This window comes from Humibacillus xanthopallidus (assembly GCF_006716675.1).
In the GTDB taxonomy this organism is placed as follows: domain Bacteria; phylum Actinomycetota; class Actinomycetes; order Actinomycetales; family Dermatophilaceae; genus Humibacillus; species Humibacillus xanthopallidus_B.
The window spans coordinates 1,767,675-1,790,060 of the sequence record NZ_VFPM01000001.1 but is presented as its reverse complement, the minus strand read 5'-3'; the positions used below and the strand labels follow the sequence as shown (position 1 = coordinate 1,790,060).

General features: G+C 70.1%; 21 protein-coding genes. 11 read left to right on the top strand and 10 right to left on the bottom strand.

Going from position 1 to position 22,386, the window contains the following annotated elements:
• Positions 1–56: 56 nt before the first annotated feature.
• Complete coding sequence (locus tag FBY41_RS07800; RefSeq protein WP_141842896.1) at positions 57–1,385, top strand: hypothetical protein; 1,329 nt, start codon at positions 57–59, stop codon at positions 1,383–1,385.
• Between the two features lie 33 nt (positions 1,386–1,418).
• On the opposite strand, the gene FBY41_RS07795 is transcribed toward FBY41_RS07800, so the two are convergent.
• A complete protein-coding gene (locus tag FBY41_RS07795; protein WP_141842894.1) occupies positions 1,419–2,309 on the bottom strand; it encodes a hypothetical protein in 891 nt (296 codons plus the stop codon).
• Between the two features lie 179 nt (positions 2,310–2,488).
• Here FBY41_RS07795 and FBY41_RS07790 point away from each other — a divergent pair, with 179 nt between their 5' ends.
• Positions 2,489–2,827 carry an MmcQ/YjbR family DNA-binding protein gene (locus FBY41_RS07790; protein ID WP_141842892.1) on the top strand — a complete coding sequence of 113 codons (339 nt, stop codon included), beginning with the start codon at positions 2,489–2,491 and terminating at the stop codon, positions 2,825–2,827.
• Between the two features lie 24 nt (positions 2,828–2,851).
• Here the strand turns inward: FBY41_RS07790 and FBY41_RS07785 are convergent, their stop codons facing one another.
• A complete protein-coding gene (locus tag FBY41_RS07785; RefSeq protein WP_185748944.1) occupies positions 2,852–4,423 on the bottom strand; it encodes a wax ester/triacylglycerol synthase domain-containing protein in 1,572 nt (523 codons plus the stop codon).
• On the opposite strand from FBY41_RS07785, the gene FBY41_RS23360 reads away from it, so the two are divergent.
• The 4 genes from FBY41_RS23360 to FBY41_RS07765 are packed head-to-tail and all read left to right on the top strand — an operon-like array spanning position 4,422 to position 7,489.
• Positions 4,422–4,754 carry a hypothetical protein gene (locus FBY41_RS23360; protein ID WP_185748943.1) on the top strand — a complete coding sequence of 111 codons (333 nt, stop codon included), beginning with the start codon at positions 4,422–4,424 and terminating at the stop codon, positions 4,752–4,754. The genes FBY41_RS07785 and FBY41_RS23360 overlap by 2 nt on opposite strands.
• Positions 4,754–5,701 carry an FAD:protein FMN transferase gene (locus FBY41_RS07780; RefSeq protein ID WP_260439620.1) on the top strand — a complete coding sequence of 316 codons (948 nt, stop codon included), beginning with the start codon at positions 4,754–4,756 and terminating at the stop codon, positions 5,699–5,701. Before FBY41_RS23360 ends, FBY41_RS07780 begins: the two co-directional genes overlap by 1 nt.
• Positions 5,701–7,269: an NADH-ubiquinone oxidoreductase-F iron-sulfur binding region domain-containing protein gene (locus FBY41_RS07770; protein ID WP_260439618.1), complete on the top strand. Its 1,569-nt coding sequence runs from the start codon at positions 5,701–5,703 to the stop codon at positions 7,267–7,269. Before FBY41_RS07780 ends, FBY41_RS07770 begins: the two co-directional genes overlap by 1 nt.
• Complete coding sequence (locus FBY41_RS07765) at positions 7,253–7,489, top strand: ferredoxin (protein ID WP_141842884.1); 237 nt, start codon at positions 7,253–7,255, stop codon at positions 7,487–7,489. Before FBY41_RS07770 ends, FBY41_RS07765 begins: the two co-directional genes overlap by 17 nt.
• Positions 7,490–7,579: 90 nt before the next feature.
• Here the strand turns inward: FBY41_RS07765 and FBY41_RS07760 are convergent, their stop codons facing one another.
• Positions 7,580–11,362, bottom strand: coding sequence for a S8 family serine peptidase (locus FBY41_RS07760; RefSeq protein WP_141842882.1), 3,783 nt, complete (start codon positions 11,360–11,362; stop codon positions 7,580–7,582).
• Between the two features lie 223 nt (positions 11,363–11,585).
• On the opposite strand from FBY41_RS07760, the gene FBY41_RS07755 reads away from it, so the two are divergent.
• Together FBY41_RS07755 and FBY41_RS07750 are read left to right on the top strand one after the other, a co-directional pair.
• Entirely contained in the window at positions 11,586–12,626 is a 1,041-nt protein-coding gene (locus FBY41_RS07755) for a helix-turn-helix domain-containing protein (protein ID WP_141842880.1), read from the top strand.
• Positions 12,627–12,727: 101 nt separating this feature from the next.
• Positions 12,728–14,110: an MFS transporter gene (locus tag FBY41_RS07750; protein ID WP_141842878.1), complete on the top strand. Its 1,383-nt coding sequence runs from the start codon at positions 12,728–12,730 to the stop codon at positions 14,108–14,110.
• Between the two features lie 60 nt (positions 14,111–14,170).
• On the opposite strand, the gene heR is transcribed toward FBY41_RS07750, so the two are convergent.
• The 3 genes from heR to FBY41_RS07735 all read right to left on the bottom strand — a co-directional run bounded on the left by heR (position 14,171) and on the right by FBY41_RS07735 (position 16,088).
• A complete protein-coding gene (heR, locus tag FBY41_RS07745) occupies positions 14,171–15,016 on the bottom strand; it encodes a heliorhodopsin HeR (RefSeq protein ID WP_141842876.1) in 846 nt (281 codons plus the stop codon).
• A 65-nt stretch (positions 15,017–15,081) separates the two neighbouring features.
• Positions 15,082–15,510: a GNAT family N-acetyltransferase gene (locus tag FBY41_RS07740; RefSeq protein WP_141842874.1), complete on the bottom strand. Its 429-nt coding sequence runs from the start codon at positions 15,508–15,510 to the stop codon at positions 15,082–15,084.
• A 53-nt stretch (positions 15,511–15,563) separates the two neighbouring features.
• Positions 15,564–16,088 (bottom strand): GNAT family N-acetyltransferase, encoded by a 525-nt coding sequence (locus tag FBY41_RS07735; protein ID WP_185748942.1) that lies wholly within the window; start codon positions 16,086–16,088, stop codon positions 15,564–15,566.
• A gap of 195 nt (positions 16,089–16,283) precedes the next feature.
• Here FBY41_RS07735 and FBY41_RS07730 point away from each other — a divergent pair, with 195 nt between their 5' ends.
• On the top strand, positions 16,284–16,922 hold the full coding sequence (locus tag FBY41_RS07730; protein ID WP_185748941.1) for a hypothetical protein: 639 nt from the start codon (positions 16,284–16,286) through the stop codon (positions 16,920–16,922).
• A gap of 48 nt (positions 16,923–16,970) precedes the next feature.
• Here the strand turns inward: FBY41_RS07730 and FBY41_RS07725 are convergent, their stop codons facing one another.
• Positions 16,971–17,408: a VOC family protein gene (locus tag FBY41_RS07725; protein WP_141842867.1), complete on the bottom strand. Its 438-nt coding sequence runs from the start codon at positions 17,406–17,408 to the stop codon at positions 16,971–16,973.
• A 539-nt stretch (positions 17,409–17,947) separates the two neighbouring features.
• Between FBY41_RS07725 and FBY41_RS07720 the strand changes: the two genes are divergently transcribed.
• A complete protein-coding gene (locus tag FBY41_RS07720) occupies positions 17,948–18,712 on the top strand; it encodes an SDR family NAD(P)-dependent oxidoreductase (RefSeq protein ID WP_141842865.1) in 765 nt (254 codons plus the stop codon).
• Positions 18,713–18,854: 142 nt separating this feature from the next.
• Here FBY41_RS07720 and FBY41_RS07715 read toward each other — a convergent pair whose 3' ends face one another.
• From FBY41_RS07715 to FBY41_RS07705, 3 genes are all read right to left on the bottom strand, one after another.
• A complete protein-coding gene (locus FBY41_RS07715) occupies positions 18,855–19,325 on the bottom strand; it encodes a UPF0158 family protein (protein ID WP_141842862.1) in 471 nt (156 codons plus the stop codon).
• 176 nt (positions 19,326–19,501) lie between these two features.
• Positions 19,502–20,122, bottom strand: coding sequence for a CG0192-related protein (locus tag FBY41_RS07710; protein WP_141842860.1), 621 nt, complete (start codon positions 20,120–20,122; stop codon positions 19,502–19,504).
• A 245-nt stretch (positions 20,123–20,367) separates the two neighbouring features.
• Positions 20,368–20,997, bottom strand: a complete 630-nt coding sequence (locus FBY41_RS07705; protein ID WP_141842858.1) for a maleylpyruvate isomerase family mycothiol-dependent enzyme — start codon at positions 20,995–20,997, stop codon at positions 20,368–20,370.
• A 75-nt stretch (positions 20,998–21,072) separates the two neighbouring features.
• On the opposite strand from FBY41_RS07705, the gene FBY41_RS07700 reads away from it, so the two are divergent.
• Complete coding sequence (locus FBY41_RS07700; protein ID WP_141842856.1) at positions 21,073–21,531, top strand: MarR family winged helix-turn-helix transcriptional regulator; 459 nt, start codon at positions 21,073–21,075, stop codon at positions 21,529–21,531.
• Positions 21,532–22,386: the final 855 nt, after the last annotated feature.

Sequence of the window (22,386 nt, the reverse complement as noted above, 5' to 3'; positions counted from 1 at the left end):
GATACCTTGCGCACGGCCACCACGACGGTGACCTTTCGGACAAAGAGGGGTGCTCGGTGCGACGCAGTCTTCTCCTCGGTGTCGTCACGGCGCTCGCCGTCGTCGCCGCCCCCACCCTCACCGGCTCCGCGCAGGCGGCCCCGACCGCGGTGGCCGCGGCGCCCGCGGCTGCGTCGCCAGCTGCGCCGACGATGGTGACCGCGCCGTCCGCGGTGGCCGCGGCGGATCCCTGGCTCGTCGGCACCTTCCAGCCGATGTACCGACCGGCGCGGCTCTTCGACTCGCGAGGTGGGTCCTTCGGTCGCCCGCTCAGCGCGGGTGAGACCGTCAACGTCAAGGTGGCCGGCCGGGGCGAGGTGCCGGCGAGGGGGCTCTCGGCGGCGGTGCTCAACCTCACCGTGACCCAGCCCTCCCGCAGCGGCAACATCGCCGCGGTCGCGAGGGGACGCTCGGCATCCGGCACGAGCAGCCTCAACTTCGTCGCGGGTGACACGCGCGCCAACCTCGTCACCGTGCCGCTCGATGCCGAGGGCTGGGTGAGCGTGCGCAACAACGGCACCGGCACGGTGCACGTCATCGTCGACATCGAGGGCTTCTACCTCGACGGCTCGAGCTGGGACCCCGGCGCGGGTCTCGACTTCTTCCCGCTCGGCTCCCAACGCGTGCTCGACACCCGCGGCAGCGCCCCGGTGTCGCCGGACGCGACCAGGACCGTGGCGGTCCGCCTCGCCAACCTCAGCCTGTCCAACAGCACCGCCGCGCTCGCCGTCACCGTCACCGTGGTGCGGCCGAGCAGCAACGGCTTCCTCGCCCTGTGGGACGGCATCAACTACCCGCAGACCTCCTACCTCAACTACCGGGAGGGCGAGACCACGACGAACGCCGGCGTCGTGCCGGTCTTCACGCCGGTCGACGACCTCTACACGAGGTACATCGACATCAGCGTCTTCGGTGGCACCGCGGTCGACGTCATCGTCGACGTCAACGGCGCCTACAGCGCAGCAGAGTCCGGCGGCCTCATCTACCGGCCGGCCTCCTCACCCCAGCGCATCGTCGACACCCGGACCGGTCGCGGCACGACCACTCTCGGCGCGGCCGACACGAACTGGGTGCAGGCGCCGAGCACCGCGGCGCCCGCCGGCACGCGCGCCGTCTGCGCCAACGTCACCGCCGTGGCCCCCACCGCCTCGACCTACCTGTCGCTGTGGGCCTACGGCGCCAGCCGACCCACGGGCAGCAACCTCAACCCGGCCGCCGGCCAGACCGTCGCCGGCTTCGCCGTCATCCCGGTCAGCCAGGGGCGGTTCAACATCTACAACAACTCCGGCCGCACGGACGTCCTCGTCGACGCCGTCGGGCGCTTCGAGCCCCACCCCGTGCGCTGACCGCGCCGTCGGCCCCGCTGCCGGCGACCCTGCCTACGACCCCGCCGAAGACCCTGCCGACGACCCTTCCCGCACCCCGGCTCGCGCGGAGGCCCGGGACTCGCGGTCGGCCTCGGCGCGCTCGATGAGCTCGCGCACCGCCGCCACGATCGTCGGGTCGAGCGTCACGTTCTGCTCCATGAGGCGGAGGAGCGTGCGAGCCGCGTGCGCGTTCCGCTCGTAGCCGGCCACGAGGTCGGGCAGCGGCAGCAGCTCCGGGGCGAAGCGCCGCTCGGCTCCGCGGTCGATGACGAAGAGGTCCTGCTGCGGCCCGCTCCCGAGGCCGAGGAGGCCGAGGATCGTGACCCAGCGGTCGACGGCATACCCCTGGATGAAGCGGGTCGCCGTCAGGCGCTCGCCACGCAGGTCGCGGTGCAGCCCGACATAGAGGTTCGTGATCGCCTCGCCCACCTGCTCCTCGAGGCTCGGTGTGCCGGGCAGCGGCGCGACGGGGGTCTCGAGGCCGGCGGGCGCGTCCGCGCGCTGCCAGTGCACCCGACCCGGCGGGTAGCCCGCGGTCGCCATGTCGCTGAGGGAGAAGACGGCATACTCCGCGAAGAGCCCGTCCTCGAGCAGCGCCTTGCGACCGATCGGGCTGTTCTCGAACGACCAGACGATCGGCTGGGCGGCCTCGAGCCAGTTGAGGTCGTCGAGGTAGCGCTGGCGCGCTTCGGCGTCGTCGACGACGACGAAGAAGTCGGCGTCGGAGTGCTCGTCGAGCCGGTGCAGGTCGCGCCCGACCGAGCCGAGGCCGAGCAGTGCCACGGCGTCGCCGCGGTCGGCGAGCACCTGACCGAGGCGGTCGAGGAAGGCCATCAGCCGCTCGGGCACGCTGCCCGGGTCGGTGGCTGCGTGGGTGGGGTTGCGTGTGGCGTCGTCGGACATCCGTCGCTCCTTCGTCGGGTCGACGTTTCAGCCCGCCCGGCCCAGTGCCGTCGAGGTCGCGACACCGAGAGGGTATGCCGTCCCCCCGCCTCCACGGAAGGGCTCGGTGGGGCGCGGGGTGGGGCATTCGGGCGGGGCGCGGCGGTGCGGTTCGGGGACGCTCGTGACAAGGTGGGAGGGTGCCGGTGACCATCGAGCAGGTGCGTGAGGTCGCGACAGGGCTGCCTCGGTCGTACGAGGTGCTCGTGCGCGACCGGGTGAAGTTCCGGGTGGGCAAGATCGTCTGGCTCGCGTTCTCCGCCGACGAGACGCAGATGGGTTTCGCCTTCCCCAAGGAGGAGCGCGAGGTGCTCGTCGCGAGCGAGCCCGACGTCTTCCTCATGCCGCGCCACTCCGACCTGCGCTTCAACTGGGTCGAGGTGCGCCTCGACGCGCTCGACGAGGAGCGGATGCGCGAGATCGTCGTCGATGCCTGGCGGATGGTCGTGCCCCAGGCCGTGTCGCTGGCGATGGAGTAGGCGGGCCGGAGGTCGAGCGAGCGGTCAGGCCGAGCCGTGGGCGGCGGCGAGGTCGGTGAGCTCCCGCGCCACGGCCACGACAAGGTCGTCGAGGTCAGGCAGGGCCGCCCCGTCGGCGGTGATGCCGATCGTCAGGCGGCCTGCGCACGTGACCATCGCGGTGCTGACCCGCACCTCCTCGGCGGTGGGCAGCCAGGGGATGAGCTCGAGCAGCCGGCGGCCCAGGAGGCGCTGCTCCGTCGCGGGCCCACGCACGTTGGACGCGACGAGGTTGACCCGTCCCTGGCCGGAGTGCCCGTAGGCGCGGGCCCCGCGAGCCAGCAGCACGGCGGGGATGTGGTCGGCCACCCGCACCACGGCGGCGGTCGCGGCGGGCACTCCGCGTGCCTTCTGGTCGGCTGTTCGGGCAGCGACGACGGCGAGCCGGGCTGGGGCGTCATCGAGGTCGACGGGCAGCACGACGAACATCGCCGACGCGAGGTTGCCGGGCTGCAGCTGCTCGGCGCGGGTGCGGTGCACCTCGGAGGCGCGCCTCGACACCGGCACGATGGCCCGGACGACGATCGACTCGACGGGCTCACCGCGGCCGATGAGGAAGCGTCGCAGGCCCCCGGTGAGTGCAGCGATGTAGGCATCGTTGACGGTCGCTCCTGCCGCGCCCACTGTGCGTGCGAGCGGAGCCAGGTCGGTGCTCGTCCACCCCCAAACTTGTTGTGCCCCAAGGGGACCCGTGAGCACCGAGGGCGGGAGGTCGGGCACGAGCACCTGGCGCAGGCCGTAGCGCACCTGCGCCGCACGACGACGAGCACCTCGTGGATCGTGCAGCGAGCGGAGCAGCAGCCGGATCGTCCGCAGCGGCAGGAGGCACAGCCAGCGGAGCAGGTCACCGACGAGGGCGGTGCGCGTGGGGGCGGGTTGTGCAGCGAGGGTGGGGGCGGATCGCCGGTGGGCGGTTGGACCGTCCGCGTCGGTGGGGGGTGCCGCGTCCCCCGTGAGCAGGGCGGCGACGAGGTCGGAGCCGGACTCCCCGTCGACCATCGTGTGGTGAGCCTTGGCGATGACGGCCCACCGTCCGCCGGTGAGGCCGTCGACCTGCCACAGCTCCCACAGCGGCTGGTCGGGGTCGAGGCGCCGTGCCATGACCTCGCAGACGAGGTCCCGGAGCAGGTGGTCGTCGCCGGCCTGCCCTGACTCCTCGAGAGACACGTGGTGCACCCGGTCGGCCGGATCGCTGTCGGGCGCGTCGACCCAGATCGGGCGCCCGAGGTCCAGCGGCATCGGCATCGCGCGCCGCCCGAGGCACGGGACCGCCGCCACGGCAGCGATCACGTGGTCGCGGAAGGCGGCCGGGTCGGGAGCCGGCCCCTCGAAGACGAGCACCGAGCCGACGTGCAGCGACTGCGTGCTGGTCTCCATCGGCAGGAAGATCGCATCGAGGGCCCGGAGCCGCTGACGTCGTGACACACCCCAGTCTGGCCGGACCAGTGGAGCGCCGCAGCCGATCGAGCCGGTGCTCTGGGGCAGGTCACGGATGTCACACAGGACGCCCACATCGGCGGTGGTGACGGTGGAGATCTCCCTGGAAGGAGTTCGCATGAACCCGTCACCTCGCCCCATGCCCCGTGCCCTGCACCGAGCCAAGCTCTGGACCGCCGGCCTGCTCACCGCCTCGACCGTGCTCGTCGGCGCGGTCGGAGTCCACCTCGCCGAGGCGCAGGCCCAGACCGTCGCGACCCAGTCGGTGTCGCAGGCGTCCGCGAACGGCTCGACCAGTTCGAACAGTTCGATCAGCTCGAGCTCGTCCGACACGAGCTCGTCCTCCGACTCCGGCACGTCAGACTCCGGCACATCATCGAGCGGGTTCGCCGCCGTGGCGCCGCTCGGCGGCTCGGCCATCGGCGCCCAGAGCAGCTCGGGAGGGTCGTGATGAGCACCCCGGCAACTCTGGCCCGGCCGGTCATGGTGCCGCTCGAGGCCTTCGGCACGACGAACCAGCTCCTCGTCACCCATCCCGCGGTGGCCGACGATGCGGCGCAGATGGCGCTCGCCCACCTTGCCGACGTCGACCTCGCCGTGAGCCGCTTCCGCCCCGACTCCGAGGTGAGCCGTGTCGCGGCGCGGGCCGAGCACGGCGCGGTGGACGCGTTCGTCACGACGACCTTCACGGCATACCTCGGGGCGGCGTTGCGCGCAGCGCGGCTGACGGGTGGGCTCGTCGACCCGACGGTCGGATCGGCTGTCGTGGCAACGGGATACGACGCCGACATCGCACTGGTGCGACAGCGCGGGACCTTCCAGCGCACGCGGATCGCGAGCGTCCCCCGGTGGCACACCGTGCACCTCAACCCCTCGGCACGCCGGGTCGAGGTCGCCCGCGGGACGCTCCTCGACCTCGGAGCCTCCGCGAAGGCGCACGCCGCCGACACGGTGGCCGCGATGCTCGCCGACGCCCTGCCGGGCGGCTTCCTCGTCAACCTCGGTGGCGACATCGCGGTCGGGGGCGAGCCGCCGCGCGGAGGCTGGTCGATCGGCATCGACGATGCCGCGGGCCGCACCCTCCAGGTGGTCACGAGCGTGGGCCAGGCCGTGGCGACCTCGTCGACCCAGCGCCGCGCGTGGCTCGGTGACGACGGGCCCCACCACCACATCGTCGACCCCCGCACCGGGCGCACGGCCGCCACGGTGTGGGCACAGGTGAGCTGTGCCGGCGCCACGTGTCTGGAGGCGAACGCCGCGTCGACCGCGGCGATCATCCTCGGCGAGGATGCCCCGGAATGGCTTGTGTCACAGAGGATCCCGGCCCGCCTGGACGGCGTCGACGGCCGCCTCGTGCGGACGCCCGGGTGGCCGGACCCGGACGTGAGGGCCGCCTGATGAACGAGCTGCTCTGGTTCGTCTCCCGCGCCACCGGCGTCGCCAGCATCGTCCTGCTCACCGTCGTGCTCGTCCTCGGGCTCGTGACCTCGGGCCGCCGGCGCCCGCACGCGGAGTCGGCGGCTGTCGTCATCGCCGTGCACCGGTGGCTCTCGCTCGGCATGGTCGTCTTCATGGTCGGGCACGCGGCGACCGCGATCGCCGAGACCTACGTGTCGATCGACCTCGTGTCAGCCGTGCTGCCCTTCACCTCGGGCTACGAGACGCTCTGGGTGGGTCTGGGCACGCTCGCCGTCGACATCATGCTCGCCGTCGTCGTCACGTCGCTGCTGCGTCACCGCCTCGCCGAGCGCACATGGCGCCGGGTCCACCTGCTCTCCTACGCCCTGTGGCCGATGGCGCTGGTCCGGCACCCATCACGACCGTCAGCGTCGCCTCGACGTCGCAGCCCAGGAGTGGTCATGAGTCTCGCCCGCCTGCTGGAGACCGCCGGTCTCACCGGCCGCGGTGGGGCCGCCTTCCCCACAGGCACGAAGGTCGCTGCCGCCTTTGCCGGGCACGCCGACCTCGTCGTCAACGCGTGCGACGGCGAGATCGGCGCCGCCAAGGACGGCTGGGTGATCGCCCACCACCTCGCCGAGCTCGTCGAGGGCGCCTCGCTCGTCAGCGCCGGCCGCCCCGTCCGGTATGCCGCCCACCGCGGGTCCGCGACCGCGTCCATCCTGGCGGCCGCCGGGCTCCCCGTGCTCGAGGCGCCGCGCCGCTATGTCTCCTCCGAGGAGTCGGCCCTCATCTCGCTCGCGCACGGGGGCATCGCCCGCCCGATGACGAAGCGACGGCCGTTCGTGCGTGGCGGGGTCGACTCCGAGGGAAACCGGATCCGGCCGACGGTCGTGCTCAACGCCGAGACCGTGTGGCGGGTCAGCCAGGTCGCACGCCTCGGCGCCGACTGGTTCCGTGCCCACGGCACGCCGGACGACCGTGGGCCGAGGCTCGTCACCCTCAACACGTCAACCGCGCGAGGGGTCGTCGTCGAGACGGAGGCGGGGGTGTCCTTCAGCCACCTGCTCGACCTCGTCGGCGGGCTGCCGCCAGAGGTGCCCGCGGTCCTCGTCGGAGGCCTCGGCGGCTCCTTCATCCGCGCGGCGGTCGTGCCCACCCTGCGGTGGTCGAGGGCCGAGCTGGCGCGGGTGGGAGCCTCGATAGGCCCTGGCGTCATCGAGATCCCCCACCCCGACGACTGTCCCCTCCAGCTCGTCGACCGGATGCTGACGTATGCCGCCGGCGAGTCCGCGGGACAGTGCGGTCCGTGCATGTTCGGCCTGCCGGCCCTGGCTCGCGACTGGCACGCCCTCGTGGGAGGCGACCGGACGGCATACGGCCGCGTGCGCGAGCGTTCGGATGTGCTGCCGGGCCGGGGCGCCTGTCGCTTCCCCGACGGCGTCGCCCGCTTCACCGCGTCGGCCCTCCACGCCTTCGCCGACCACGTCGGCGAGCACCAGGCCGGGCGCTGCCCGACCCACGACAGGACCTACGACAGGAGGGGCGCCCGTGTCGACGCCCGCTGACCACACCAGCCGCCGCCTCGGCCTCGTCGAGGAGACGACGCTTGCCATCGACCGGATCGCCTGCACCGGGCACGGCGTGTGCGCCCAGCTGCTCAGCCAGGTGCGCCTCGACGAGTGGGGCTACCCGATCGTCGCCGACCCGGCGGTGCCGCCGGACGAGGCCAGGACGGCGATCCGGCACTGCCCGGCCCGGGCGCTCTACCTGCGACGACAGCCTTGATGTCGGTGCCGGGTCACCCCGAGCCGACAGCGCACAACCAGCGGGCCCCGGGCGAGATGCCCGGAGCCCACTGGCCGCCGTGGTCGAAGGTCAACGCACGTCGTACGCCCGAGCGATGGTCTGGAGCACCTTGGCGCCGTGGGCATCGGTGAGCTCGACCCGGACGCTCACCTGCTTGCCGCTGTCCGCCGTGTGGTCGACGACGAGGTTCGCACCTGCGGAGGTGAGGCTCGTCGTGCCTTGGCGCCACGTCGTGCCAGCGTCGACCGAGGTCCACACCTTCGCCGCCGCGAGGGCACCTGCGTCGTAGCCGGGGTTGGCGAGGACGCGGGCGGGGATCGTCATCGAGCCAGCCGCCACGGTCTTGAGGCCGTCCTCGGGGATGTCCAGTCGTGGCATGAGCAGCGGCAGTGCGCGGCTGTAGACGTCGGGCTCCTCGTGCGACCTGAAAGACCACGTGGTGTCGGTGGCCGTCGCGCGCTTCCAGTACCTGAACATCGAGGCCGTGGCCTTCTCCACGTGCATCGTCAGGTCGTAGGCCGCATCGTCCGACGACACCGCGAAGACACCGTACGGGTCGTAGCTGCCGCCGATCTGGACGCCGTTGCGCTTGAGCGTGAGGTTGCCGAGGTCACCGAAGCTGCCCTGGTCGGCCCAGTGGTTGGCGCTGTCACCCCAGGTCGTCGTCTGGACCCCGAGCAGGTTTCCCTGGCGCTCGGCGACGAGCTGGGGCTTGCCGTTGGCGTTGGCGCGGATGCTCGGCCCGACCGATCCGTCGTACCAGGAGTCCGCGACCCGCTGGCCGGGGGTGAAGGTCCGGAAGCGGTCGTTCATGACCTCTCCGAACGGGAAGCTCGACAGGATCGACTTGAACCACTTCGTCCCGTCGGCGGTGAGGTACTCGGTTCGGCGGTTGGGCACGATGAGCGAGTCGATGCCACCGACGGAATAGGCCATGGTGCTGGGCCGCTGGGCTGCGGTCATGTCGCCGAAGTCGCTGGCTACGCCCATGCTCGTGTAGGTGGCGTCGATGGCGCCGAGCGAGGAGTCGGCGACGTCGTGCTTCTGCGCCGTGACGAGCTGGCCGTCGGAGAAGAAGCCGAGGGTGTACGCGTACGGCGTCTTCGCCTGGGCCGACCACGTGAGGCTCGTGGGGCCGGCCATGATCTCGGCGTCGAGCGCCGAGCCGTCCGCGAGAGGCAGCGTGTAGACGGGGACCGATGCCGGGTTGATGCCGGCAGTCGCGAGCCACGTGCCCGGTTCGTCGCGGTAGAGCAGGAGCGTCTTCGCCTTGGCGGCGGCTGCGCGGCTCTGGACCGCGGAGTCGCTGGCCCCGGCCGCGAGGCGGGCCACCACGATCTTGCCCGTGACGTCACCAGCAGCCGTGAAGTCGGCCGCGCTGCCGGCTCCCACCGAGACCACCGGCGCGGTGCCGTCGCCGTCGAGGTTGCCGATGCCGGCCTTGGGCGAGAGCGGGTGCAGGGCGAGACCACCCGAGGTCGTCATCGAGGAGACGAGGGGGGCGATCTTGCGGGTCCAGTGACCGAACTCGTAGGAGCCGTCGCCCTTGCTCACCTTGCCGTCGACCTGGGCGTAGATCTCGCGAGTGCCCGGCCCGGTCGACATCGAGCCGGAGTGCACGAACGACGGGTTGAACAGTCGCTCGAAGGTGAGCGTCGTCGACCGCAGCTCGGACTGCTGCTGCGTCGAGACGGTCAGCGGGTGGGCCTGGCGGGCGTCGAGGACGATGGTCGTGTCCTTGTCGACGGTCACTTCGGGCCGGGCGAGGTAGCTCACCGACGCGGGGGATGCCTTTGACGACGCTTCCGGCGTGGGCGTCAGGACGAACGACGAGAGGAAGTAGCGGCCCGGACGGACCGTGTAGGTCTGGTCCTTGCCAGCGACCGGGCGGCGCTCGCCGTTCGCGGTGTCGGTGTTGATGAGGTCGACCGAGGAGGAACCCTTGGCCAGGCTGCCGTTGCGGTCCACCACCTTGACCGTGACCTTGACAGCGGGCGCGTCGGCGTAGAGGCCGAACGCCGTGGAGACACGCTGGGTGCCGTCGGTCGCGACGATCCGGGCGGTGATGTCACCGAGCGCGCTGTTGGGGATGTTCGCCCCGAGCTGCACCGTGACGGGAACCTCCACGCTGGCATGCGCCGGGACGACGACGTGCTGAGGCAGGCGGACGAGCGGCGTGTTGACCTGGCTGCCGTCGTTGCCGGTGACGTGCTCGACATTGAGGCGCAGGTCGGCCGGGGCATCACCACGGTTGGTGTAGGTGAGGCTCTTCGCCTTGTACTCCTTGGTCTGCGGGTAGGCGAAGGCACCCCCGTAGACGCTGGACTGGCCGACGACGGTCTGCGACAGCATCCGGCGCACGTCGAGCGTGCCGGTGCCCACCTCCTGCGCCGGACCGGTCACGGTCGGGTCTGCCGACGACGTCAGCAGGGCCTTGATGTCGGCGCCCGTGAGCGACGGGTTCGCCTCCTTCGCAAGGGCTGCGGCGCCCGCGACGTGCGGCGTCGCCATGGAGGTGCCCGACATCGTGCGGTAGGCGTAGGGTCCGCGACCGCCCGCTGCCGCTGCCAGGATGTTCACGCCGGGCGCGGCGATCTCGGGCTTGACGAGGTGGCTCCCGCCGACCGGCCCGCGGCTGGAGAAGTACGCCGTGGCGTTCTCCGAGTCGACGGCACCCACGGTCAGGGCTGAGGTGGCGCACCCGGGGCTCGACACGGTGTTCTGCTTCGACCCCATGTTGCCCGCCGCGATGACGAACAGGCTCGTGCTCGACGTCGAGAGCTCCTCGACCGCCTGGGCGATGGGGTCGTCGCACGTCGTGGCGGGTGCAGTGCTGCCCAGGCTCATGGAGACGACATCGGCGTGGCTGGCCACGGCCCACTGCATGCCCTCGATGATGTCGGAGTCGTAGCCGCCGCCGGAGTCGCCGAGGACTTTGCCGATGATGAGCTTCGCCCCGGGGGCGACGCCGCGCTCCGTGCCGCCGCTGGCGGCCCCGGTGCCGGCGATCGTCGACGCGACGTGAGTGCCGTGGCCGACGAGGTCGTCCACGCCGTGGGCGGATCCCGTGAAGTCCTTCGTCGCTTCGATCCGTCCTGCGAGGTCGGGGTGGTCGGCGTCGACCCCGGTGTCGAGCACCGCCACGGTGCTCCCGGCGCCGTCGATGCCGGCCTGCCATGCGACCGGCGCGCCGATCTGCGCGGTCCAGTCGGCGAGGGTGGGGCTGACTGGCCGGTCGAGCCAGACCTTGGCCAAGCCGCTGCCGCTGCTGGATTGCGTGTCGGTCAGCTGGTCCCAGGCTGCCCGGACGTCGGCCTTGGCCACCGCGTAGGCGAGGGAGTTGACCGACGAGAGCGCCGTGCTGCCGCTCGCCCCGGTCGGGACGGGGGTGGCCCCTGACACGGTGCGGCTGCCCTCGTCGTACTGCACGATGAGGCGGATCGAGTCGGCGTGGGCGTCGTCGACTCCCGCGGCGACGAGGCCGGTCACGTTGAACAGCTCCCGGTCGACGCGGCCCGTGGCCAGGGCGGCGCTCGCCCCGGCCGGGAAGACGTAGAGGTTGTCGCCGTCGCGCAGTGTCTCGTGGTCCGCCACCGTGCCGTCCTCACCGGGGAGCAGCTGGGCGAGAGGCTGGCCGTCGGCGGACCGGGTGACCCTGACCCGGTCGCCCGAGATGAGGGTGACCGTCGCCGACTGGGGGGCAGCACCTCGGCCGGAAGCACCGACGATCGGCTTGGTGTCGCCGGCGGCCGGGACGGCCGAGGCTGCGAGGACGGACGGGGACAGGGCGGTCGCGGCGATGGCGAGCACGCCGGCGGACGCGAGGGTGTGATGACGCCAGTTCCGGCGCATGGAGGGACCTCCGTGGGTGTGGAGCCCCGGGCTCAGCCGGGGTCGGGACGCGGCAGAGGCCCTGGTTGGGGCATCATTGCCAGGAGCGGCCCTCGGATTGGCAGGGCGAGGGACCGGCACCGAGAGGAGCGTGTCAAGTGACCGGAAGGGCGCGGAAGCCCTTCGCGCGGGTAGATAGGCGACATGTCGTCTTCTCGACATTCCTCCTCGCGGGCCTCGCGCCGTGTCGCAGCGCCTCCCGCAGCAGACCATGACGCTCGATGTCGACCTCACGGCCCTGGGCCTGAGTGCGGCCCAGCAGCACCTCTACCAGTCGCTGGTCGTCGACGGTGGAGGCACCGAGCGGGTGCTCGCCGAGCGGTGGGGTCGCACCCACGGCGAGGTGCACGCGGTGCTCCGCTCGCTGCGAGACCTCGGGCTGGTCGAGGTCTCCACCTTCCAGGGCGACCCGCCGCTGTGGTTTCCGACCGCCCCTGACGTCGCGCTCCAGGGGCTGCTCAACTCACGCCGGCACGACCTGTCGCTCGCCGAGACCTCGGTGGCCAAGCTGACCGAGATCTTCCGTCAGGACGTCAACCACGCCGACGTCGGCGACCTCGTCGAGGTCGCACTCGGTGCCGAGGCCGTCCGCGGGCGGTTCCTCCAGCTCGAGCTGGGAGCTCGAGACGAGGTCCTCTCGTTCGTCGACGCCCAGCCGGTGGCGGTGGGACCCGAGGACAACCAGGCCGAGCAGCAGGCTCTAGATCGTGGCGTCGGCTTCCGCGTCGTGATCGAGCGTGGCGCCCTCGAGGACGCGGCGACGGCCGGCGAGGCTCGCGACGCCCTCGGCGCCAACGCCCTGATCCGCACCGTCGACAAGGTGCCGACCAAGCTGCTCGTCATCGACCGGGCCGTCGCGATGGCGCCGCTGTCCGTCCGGGGGTACGACGCGGCTGCTGTCGTCATCCGAGCGCCCAGCCTGGTCCGGTCACTCGTGACGCTCTTCGAGGCCGTCTGGGCCGGCGGCGTTCCCGTCGTCCTCGGACCGGAGCGTGGTGTTGACGAAGGCAGCGCCCCGGGTCCGGACAGCCTCGACGCCGCACTGCTCTCGCTCATGCTGAGTGGGCTCACCGACGAGGCCGTTGGGCGCCAGCTGCGGATGAGCGGCCGCACCGTGCAGCGGCGGCTCAAGGCCCTCATGGCTCTGACGGGCTCGACGACGCGTCTGCAGCTCGGCTGGGAGGCGTCCGAGCGGGGATGGGTCACCCGCCGCCCCGGGACCTGAGAGGGCGGCGTCCCCGGCCGATGACCTCGGGCCGTGGACGCCGCGTCACAAAGCGGAAAATTGGGGTGACACCGGCCTGGCAGGGTCTGAAGAATCCTCGCGTGATTGTTGCAGCCCTCCGTCGTCACGTGCGTCCTCCGTCACCTCTGGCCGGGCGGCTCTCGGCCCAGTCGCTGCTCTTCGCGCTGGGCGAGGGCACGTTCATGACCGGATCGGCGGTGTTCTTCACCCAGATCGTCGGGCTCTCGGCCGCCCAGGTCGGGCTCGGCCTGACCATCGCGGGGGTCGCGGCGTTCCTCGCGGCGCTGCCGATGGGCAAGCTCGTCGACCGTTTCGGCCCGCGGAGGATGTGGGCGCTCAGCGCGGCCGGCCAGGCCGCGATGTTCTCGGTGTGGCCGTTCATCACCGGCTTCGATGGCTACGTCGCGATGGCCGTGGGGATGGAGGTCATCGGCGCGCTCGGCGGGGCGGCATACGGGGCCTACACGATCGACGTGCTCCCGGCCGGCGAGCGCGTGAAGTCGCGCGCGTACATGTACTCCGCGCTCAACGTCGGCTTCACCCTCGGTTCGATGCTCGGGGGCATCGCCCTCGCGTTCCACTCCAACGACGTCCTGCACGCGCTGCCGTGGTTCACGGCCCTGATGTTCCTCGTGAACGCCGTCGCGATCGGCCGCCTCCCGAAGGCGGCGCACGACGAGCGCACCCCCGAAGAGCGGAAGGTGAAGGTCCCCGGGCCCGGTCCGCTGCGTAACCCGGGATGGCTGCTCACGTCGTTCTTCATCGGCGTGTTCTGGACGAACCAGGTCCTGCTCAACGTCGTCATCCCGCTGTGGCTCGTGGAGAAGACGGACGCTCCGCGGGTGCTCCTCGCGTTCCTCTTCGGCACGAACACCGTCATGTGCATCTTCCTGCCGATGGTGACCTCGCGTGGCGTGCGGAACGTGCCGACCGCCCTGCGGGCCGTCCGGATCTCGTCCGTCTTCTTCGTCGTGTCCTGCATCATCACGCTGGCGACGCACGACACGGTCGGCTGGGTGACGATCGCGCTCGTGTGGCTCGGGCACGTCACGGTGACGGGGGCCGAGCTCTACATGTCGGCCGCGAGCTGGTCGTTCGAGGCCGAGCTCATGGACCCGCGGCAGCGGGGGGCCTACCAGGGTGCCGCTGAGCTGAGCGCCACCCTCGGGAAGGTCTGGGCTCCCGCGGTCTACACGTTCCTCGCGATGAACTGGGGCGCTGGCGGCTGGCTCGTCATCGCCGCGATCATCGTCGTCGCAACGGTCGGCATCCACCCGGCGACGCGGCGGGCGAAGGAGTTCCTCACGCTGCACGTGCCGGCTGATGTGCTCGCCGACGCGCGCGCTTCCGCGCCTGAGCCGGAGGAGGGTCTGGCTGTTGGCTCGCCCGGGGCGCCCGGTGTGGTCGATGTGGTCGGCGCCGGCGACCCGACGCGGGAGGGAGCCGCCGACCCGATGCGGTGACGGGGTCCGGCTGGCGTTGGGTGGCCTTGGCGGCGCCCCTTGGGCGGGGACGCTGCCCAGTCAGCCGACGAGGACGTTGGCGAAGACCTGCCAGGCCAGCAGGCTCTTCGCGACGAGACTGAGGACGATGTAGGTGCGCTCACCGGTCAGGTAGTTCTGCCACCTGCCGACCTGCTTGTACTGCAACCACTGGTTGATGGCGAAGCTGTTGAAGAACACGAAGAGCGAGACGATGATCCCGTAGACGAATCCCGGCGGGCCGGGCCCGTCCTTCACGGCCACGTTGACGACGAGGTATGCCGCAGCCGCCAGCCACGGTCCGACACCGGCGATGCAGCCGAACCAGAAGGGCGTCCACCACGCGCGCTGCCCGCGGACCGAATGCCCTCCCTTGCCGTGCATCAAACCGTTGTTGGACATCTCCATCAGCCACCCGAACAGGATCATCGAGACGTTGGCGATGCCGAGCCCGATGAGGGCGGCGAGGTCGGAGATCCCCAGCACCAGGCTGATGAGGACGATCATCAGCGTCGAGGAGAGGCTGTACTCCACCCAACGGAAGCGGTTGCGTCCCTTCGACAGCTCGTCGACGTAGCGCGGAAAGCCCCACGGCGAGGCGATGAGGAAGTGGAAGAACGCCGACAGGAAAAGGAAGGACGCGGTTGCCGCCCCCAGCGGGACCTCGAACACGAGGTTCGTGACGCCTTGGGAGAGTGGCGTCCCGGGCGGTCCGTTCAGCGCGAAGGTGGACACCGGAAGTGCGAAGTCGTTGCTCAGGGCGAGCATGGCCGAGCCGGAGAGCAGGTGCAGCAACCCCATCACCGCGTTGAAGACCCGCAGTCGCTTGGCGGCGTCGCTGCCGACCTCGACGGATCGAGTCTGAAGTTCCAGCGGGTAGGTGCTCATGCCGCAGTGTCGCACTCTTGGGAGGGGTCCCCGACCGGTCAACGCATCGCCCTCGAGTGGCCAGTTCAGGGGCGGACGAAAACGCCCAGACGTCCGGCGGGGCGGAAGCCGTTCCTTTCGTAGAAGGCTGACGCGTCGCTGTCACGCGCGGTGAGGAGGTACCAGTGCCGCACGTGCGCGAGATGGTCGGTGAGAGCCTGAAGCAACCGGGTGCCGTGCCCCTCGCGCTGCATGCTCGTGCGGACGCACATCTCCTTGAGCAGGAAGTGGTCGTCGCCTTGTGAGCGTTCGAGATGGCCGAGCGCGAACCCGAGTACCTGCCCATCTGAGCTCAGCGAGCAGACACCGTATGCCCGCGGAGTTGCGAGGAAGTCACCGAGCCGCTGCGCGGCATCGTCGTCAGTCCACGACTCGTTCCACGGCGGCGCATTGAAGGTGTCGACGTAGAGGGACACGCAGGCGTCGAGGTCGCCGCTCGTCATCGTGGTGATCACGCACAAACCCTGGCACGTTGCCCGAGCGGGTCACGTCCACTCACCGACCGAGCTCACGGGCGGTCGCTGAACGCCCAGTCCACGCCATCCTCGCCCTGGTCGTCGAAGGCAGGATCTCGTCGCAGGCCGATCTTCGTGGCGACCCTCTGACTGGCAAGATTCGTGGGCCTGATGCGGGCGACGACGAGCTCGGCGGGAAGCGACTCCTGCGCCCAGTGCAGCACGGCGGCCGCGGCTTCCGTGGCGTAGCCGTGTCCCCAGGTCGATGGATGAAAGCGGTACATGAGATTGAGGACGCGGTCCCCATGGATCGTCATCCACCGGACTCCACAGCTGCCAACCAGTCGACCGGTCTTCTCGTCGAACACGCAACAGTTTCCGAAGCCGTAGGTCTCCCAATGTCCCAGCCAGTGCCTCACCAATGCCTCGGCGGCCTCGAGATCCGTCATCAGATCCGACGGGTTGTGCTGCACGACATACGGATTCGAGAGGATCTCGAGGATCGCTGCGGCATCAGCCTGCGCTGGCTGCCGCAGCGACAACCGTGCGGTGATCAGGCGAACGGGCTGCCGAGGCACTTCGGCAATGTACTCGCAGCGAGTCGGCGCCAGCACTGCGCGCGACGTCCGCTTGAGGGTACGTGGGTGAGAGACAGCGCCCGACGGCCGGGACGTGCGACACCACTCTGCCTGGTGCCGGCTCGGGTGACTTGACGAGGGTCCCGGGGAGCGCCCGTCGTTGTCCTGCGGGCGCGAGAGGTGAAGGCTGGGGTCATGCTCACCGCGCTTCGTCAGGGACATGTGGCCAGCCTCCGAGTCACCGTCGCCTGCGCGAGGTCCCTCGAGGACGTGCCGCATGACGTCTACCTCTTGGACCTCACGCCCGCCGGCGACGCGAGGGACGGGGGTGGTCGGTTCGACGAGGTGTCCCTGCTCGAGGGCCTCGAGCCGGTGCTCGATGCGGTGGGCGGTCCGCCGTCGTGGGTGGTGGACGTGGCCCGATCGCACCGCAGCGACCGCGGCGGGCTGGGTGAGGCGCACCTGTCGATACGGCTCGCTGTTGACGAGGACGCACCCGGCGCCCAACCCGTCACGGACCTCACTCGTGCGGTCCAGGCCGCCTTCGCCACGGTGGCGCGCACGTCTCGAGCGGCAGGAGGCGCGCTCTCGAGGGACGATGCCATCAGCGGAGCACTGGCGGCGGTGGCGCACGCGTTCCCGGATGTCGACCCCGACGATCTCTCCCTCACCGATGAGGAGCACCACGAGGCCGAGGGGCGTTGGTCGGTGGGCCTGGCACAGCTCGGCGCGACGAGGTTTCAGGTGCAGCTCGGGTTCGTGCAAAACGTGCCCGCCTCGGCCCACGTGCACCGTATGCCGTTGGGCGAGGTCGTCGACTCCGTCGGCCCCTGAGGCGCCCGGCCCAGAACCCTTGGCCGGCGGACCAGTTCGGCGGCGGGGTCAGCCCTTCGTCAAGTCCTCGGCGAGCATCACGATGATGCCGCTGGGGCCGCGGACGTACGTCAGCTTGTACACGTCCGCGTACGTCGCGACGCCGCGAAGCGGGTGGCAGCCGTGTCTCGCGGCGATCTCGAGGGCGTCGTCGATGTCGTCGACCGAGAAGGCGACGCGGTGCATGCCGATCTCGTTGGGTCGGGTGGGCTCTGTCTCGATCGCGTCGGGGTGGATGTACTCGAAGAGCTCGAGGCGACCGTCTCCGTCTGGTGTCTGGAGCATGGCGATCTTGGCGTGGTTGCCGTCGAGGCCGACCGCGGTGTCGGTCCATTCGCCGCTGACCGTGTCACGACCGAGGACGGTCAGCCCGAGGTCGGTGAAGAAGGCGATAGCTGCCTCGAGGTCGCGCACGGCGATCCCGACGTTCTCGAGTCTGATGGGCATGCGTGGGACGCTACCGACTTCGCGCGATTTCCTCAGGTCCGCCGGCGGCCCGGTTCCGGCTGCGGTTCTCCGGGGAGGACCGACCACGCGGTCGGCTCGCTAGGTCCACGGCTCCAGATCGACAGTCCAGCCGACGTTGCGAGCCTCGGCGACCACTCGGGGATCCGGCTCCACGCCCGGGTGACGGGCGAGGTGCCCGAAGCCACGGCGCACCAGAAGCGCGTACCCGTACCGGTCCAGGAGCGGCGTCTGAACCATAGCCCGCAGCCAGAAGGGGGTTGAGCGCCGATCGAACGTGGCGGCGATCGACTGTTTCAAACGAACCGCCTGCACAGCTGGTGCGGAGACATCCCACTCTCACCGAGTACGAGTAGCGCCACGACGGTGCTCAGACCTCCTCGGCGACCGCCGAGTGACTCCACCCGACCGTCTCGGCGCACCGGCGGACAGGGGGCCGTTGGTCCCTGTCGGAAACACGGCTGGGGGCGTAGACCCAAGGTGGACAGCGCACGACTGTCCGCGTTCAGAGAGGTCCTGCCATGTCTGCCACTGCGTTCACGGCCGGCCGGTTCGCCGGCAAGACGGCCATCGTCACCGGGGCCGGGTCCGGCATCGGTCGCGCCACCGCCGTGCGCCTCGCCCAGGAGGGCGCACGCGTCATCACCGCCGACATCTCCGAGCCACGGCTCAAGGGACTCGTCGACGACTTCCCCGACCTGGACTTCACCGTGGTGCCCGGTGACCTCGTCAGTCCTGACGACGTGGAAGCAGTCGTCGCCGCCTGCAACGGCCGGGTGGACGTCCTCGCCAACATCGCCGGGATCATGGACGCCTTCCTCCCGCCGGCTGAGGTCGACGACGCCACGTGGCAACGGGTCTTCGACGTCAACCTCAACGCCGTCATGCGCCTGACGCGGGCCGTACTGCCCCTCATGATCGCTGCCGGGCACGGCTCCATCGTGAACGTGTCGTCCGAGGCCAGCTTCCGCGCCTCAGCGGCCGGCGTGGCCTATACGGCGTCCAAGCACGCCGTGAATGGGTTCACCAGGAGCGTGGCCGTCTTCTACCGGGGCAACGGGATCCGATGCAACGCGGTCGCCCCGGGTGCGGTGATGACCAACATCGAGGCGCCGTTCCACTCAGAGCACGCAGCGGCCGTCCTGGGCCCCATCATGCAGACGACGATCCCGGCGCCCGCGACCTCCGATGACCTGGCCGCCACGATCACCTATCTCCTGAGCGATGACGCAGGGAACATGAACGGTGCCATCGTCGCGTGTGACGGCGGCTGGTCGGCCATCTGAGGTTGTCGACCGGATTCGAGACACAGGCCGGCGCGGTGGATGCCGCCTCCACTTGGCGGTCCGGCCGGCGCCTACACAGGCGAACCTGGCGCCGGTGTGATGCGCTCTTCTTGCCCCCCGCATCGTCGTCACGGGGGCTGCGTCAGGGCAATGTTGGTTCTGGATGGTCAGCGGCGAACTTTGCGGCAGCGTCGTCGTCGATGAGCTCGTTCTCGAGGAGCCAGTCGACGGCGCGACCGTGGGCGCGGACGTCGCGGAAGGCATGCCAGTACGGGATGAGATCGGGGAAGCTGTCGTAGATCTGGTGCTTGAAACGACGAAACGCTCCTCGTCCTTCGAGCGCGGCAGCCAGTCGTCGTCGGGCAGTTCCGTTGCTGATGCCGTCGGCGAAGTCGACCATGTCCCGGTACCAGATGTAGGACGGGAGCGGATCGATGAGGATGAGGTCGAGCTCGTCGATCTCGATGGGGTTCTCACCGTCGATGCCCGTGTCGCTGGTCCAGAAGACGACCTCGCCCGTGCGCGGATCCAACAGCCACCGATGGTCATAGTCCGTGGGATCCGCCAATGCGGCGGCAATCTCCTCAACGTCGATGCTGGCCAAGTCGAGCACCCGTTCAGCGTAGAACTCGAGTCCGTCGACTCGGGCCTGCGGCGCTCGCAGCCGGTGGCGTCGATCTCGCGGCGGAGTGACGCGCCTCGACGAGAGGGCGGATCACAGTTATGACCGCGTCATCGGGCGCCGCATGGATCCGGGCGAAGTGATGGCGCTGGTTGCGTGTGCGGCAGTCAACCGATGGTTGCAAGGAGCAGCGCCGTTTCCTGTCCGGGCCAGGTCCCGCTGAGCATCAGTTCCGAGGCGCCGAGGGTCGGCGTCCGTAGCAGGGTGATCTCGATGCCTGCGTGGATACGCGTGATGGTGTCCTCGTGGGCGACCGCAAGCGCCGACAGCTCAGGCAGTGCCGTCGTCGGGGAGGAACCGCTCCCGTGCACGTGCGTGGTGACTGGCTCCTGGACCAAGCCCTCGTCGGTGGCCATGAAGAGGTCCGCTTCACGGCCACCAGTCATGATCGCCGTCGCCAGCGCCCGGACGTAGACGGGGTCGTGGCAGCCGTCGTAGATCCATCGATCACCGAGCGTCGTGTGCGTCATCGTGCTGATCAACGAGTCCTCGGCGGCCTCGCGGGGAGCGCCGCGGTAGGTCAGCGGCACCTGCAGGACCTGCCCGTCAGCGGTGCCGAGCAGGTGCGTCTCGATGCCGACCTCGCCGTCGGGGTCGTCGAAGCGGTATGAGCCCAGCTTGGTGAGGCTGGAGGCGTCCGCGGTGCCGCACCACGGTTGGTCCGGCACCCAGGCCTGCAGCAGTTCCATCTTGGTGGGGACGATCGTGGCTGGGTGGTGGACGGCCATCCCGGGAGTATGGCAGGTGGGCTTGGTTCACCGACGCTTTCGTCGGGTTCCAACTGGGCCGTAGGCCCATACGCAGACCCGCTACGTCTGTCGCCCCACGGGCACCGGCCATGTCCGTGAAAGTCTCGCGCGGACAGACGGCGGTAGGGCGTACCTCGCGCAGGTACCCAGACGGCGTTGGTATCGACTGGTTGGTCAGCGGCGGTCAGAACTCGGAAGGTGCGGGTGGCTGACAGCTGGCCTGACTACGGAGTGGTCTCAAGAGACGCGAGCCCAGGGCCGTGCAGGTGTCCGGTTGCGGCGTCCTTACGACCGGTGAGCAGGAGCAGCAGTGCCAGTGCCGGCCCGCTCACCTCGGGGCCGTCACCGACGCGCCAGTCAGTGTCGGTCGCGCGCAGGGTGAACCGCGCCAGCCTCTTGCGCGCCTGGAAGGGCCATCCCATCTCCCACACCCGCTGGAGCCCCCGGTCGACGAGAGGGACAGGCACCGAGAAGTCCCGGCCGAGTGGGATGGCGATGTCCTGGCTGTGCACGATGACGTCGAAGAGGGCGTTGCGCGACGCCAGCATTCTCGCGGTGCCCCTTGCCCCCGCGCGCTCCCGCAGCGAGGCGAGGATCTGCTCGGGCGGCCGGGACCCCTCCCGGGTAGCAACGACGGTGTTGATCCGATTCGGGTCGAAACCTGCCCGCGGAGCAACCCTCATCATCTGCCATGTGGTGATGACGGGCACCACGGCCAGGTGACCGGCGACATCGCGGACCCGCCATCCACGGCACAGTGACGGCTCGTCCCACTCTGCGGCGGTCAACGACTGCAGCATGTCCGCGATGCCGAGCCGCATGCCGCGGACCGCTGACCAGTAGTCCTCATCCATGCTTCGCCTCCTCTCGATACGCCGAACCTCGGACCAAAATAGTCCGATGCTCGGTCCTTGTGCAAGGATCGGAGCATGGACGACGCTTCAGCGCCCGCGGACCCGAACCTCGGGCTCTTGCTCTACATCCCGTACCGGTACCTCGAGTCCGGCGTGATGGAGGCATTGCGGGCGCACGGACACGACCTACCGCTCAACCAAGCCCGGGTCTTCCAACGCATCTCCCCCGAAGGATCCCGGCTCGCCGAGCTCGCCGAAGCGGCTCAGCTGCCCAAGCAGACGGTCGGTTCCATCATCGACCAGCTCGAGGCCGCCGGATACGTCCAGCGCTCAATCGACCCCCAGGATGCCCGGGCCCGGCTCGTCAGCATCACCCCCCGTGGGCAGCAGCTGATCGAGATCAGCCTCCCGGTTCTCCACGACGTCGAGGCCGCGTGGCGCGCTCACCTTGGTGCGCGTCGAACCCTTCAGCTCAAGGAGGCCCTGACCGCACTGCGCGAGATCACCGACCCCTTCCTGCGACCGAAAGCCTGAGCGAGCTGGAGCATCTGCAGTCGACCAACACCGGCGCTGAACGCAGTGCGCACTGGTCCAGCCTGATCATGTCGAGCGATGCGGCAGTGGCCCGGCTGGCGGCGGTTAAACGCGCCTGGCACAGCCACCGCTGCCCCTCCTTTCGCCCTTGGAGATAATCCATGGTCGGTTCGTGTCCCGCCGGTGCGACCTCTGCCGCTCGATCGGTCGTCGTCCTCAGTGGATGTCGTCGGCCCTCGGGGTGGGGGCCGGCCGGCGAAGGGGTCGTCGAAGCGGGAGGTGGTCCCACCGCCGTCCATAAGTATGTCGCTGCCCGTGACGAAACGCGAGAATGCTTCGGGAGTAGGGACCTTCGACACTGGGGGCGGGCACAGAAATCTGACAGCGTAGGTATGCAATCAGAGTGCAACCCAGGGGGGTGCAAGCTGTGGCCGAGAGTCAAACGGACCTACACGACGAGTCAAACGACAAGTCGAATCGAATGACACCGTCGCAGCGTCAAACCGAATTCGAAGCCGAGGAGACAAGTATCAGCAAGAGTCTGCCCTCGGTGTTCAAGCCGGGTGCTCATCACTTTACAGCCGGACCTTTCAGCTGGCAGTAATGATGGTTATGGGGCTCGGCGTAGTCTGGAACTATGGCGGAATCCTTGGTGACTGCCGCCTTTAAGGCGAGAACGCGGCAATCGAACCCGAGCCCTTCCCATCTGCGGGGACGGGAAGGGCTCAGTGGCATCAGGCGTCTTGAAGCCCGGACTCGCGCAGAGTGTCATCATCAGCCACGACACGCCCGCCGAGGACGATGCCGGGCCCGCCGTTCGCGGTCTGGGTGGTGTCGGGCTAGATGATTCAGCGC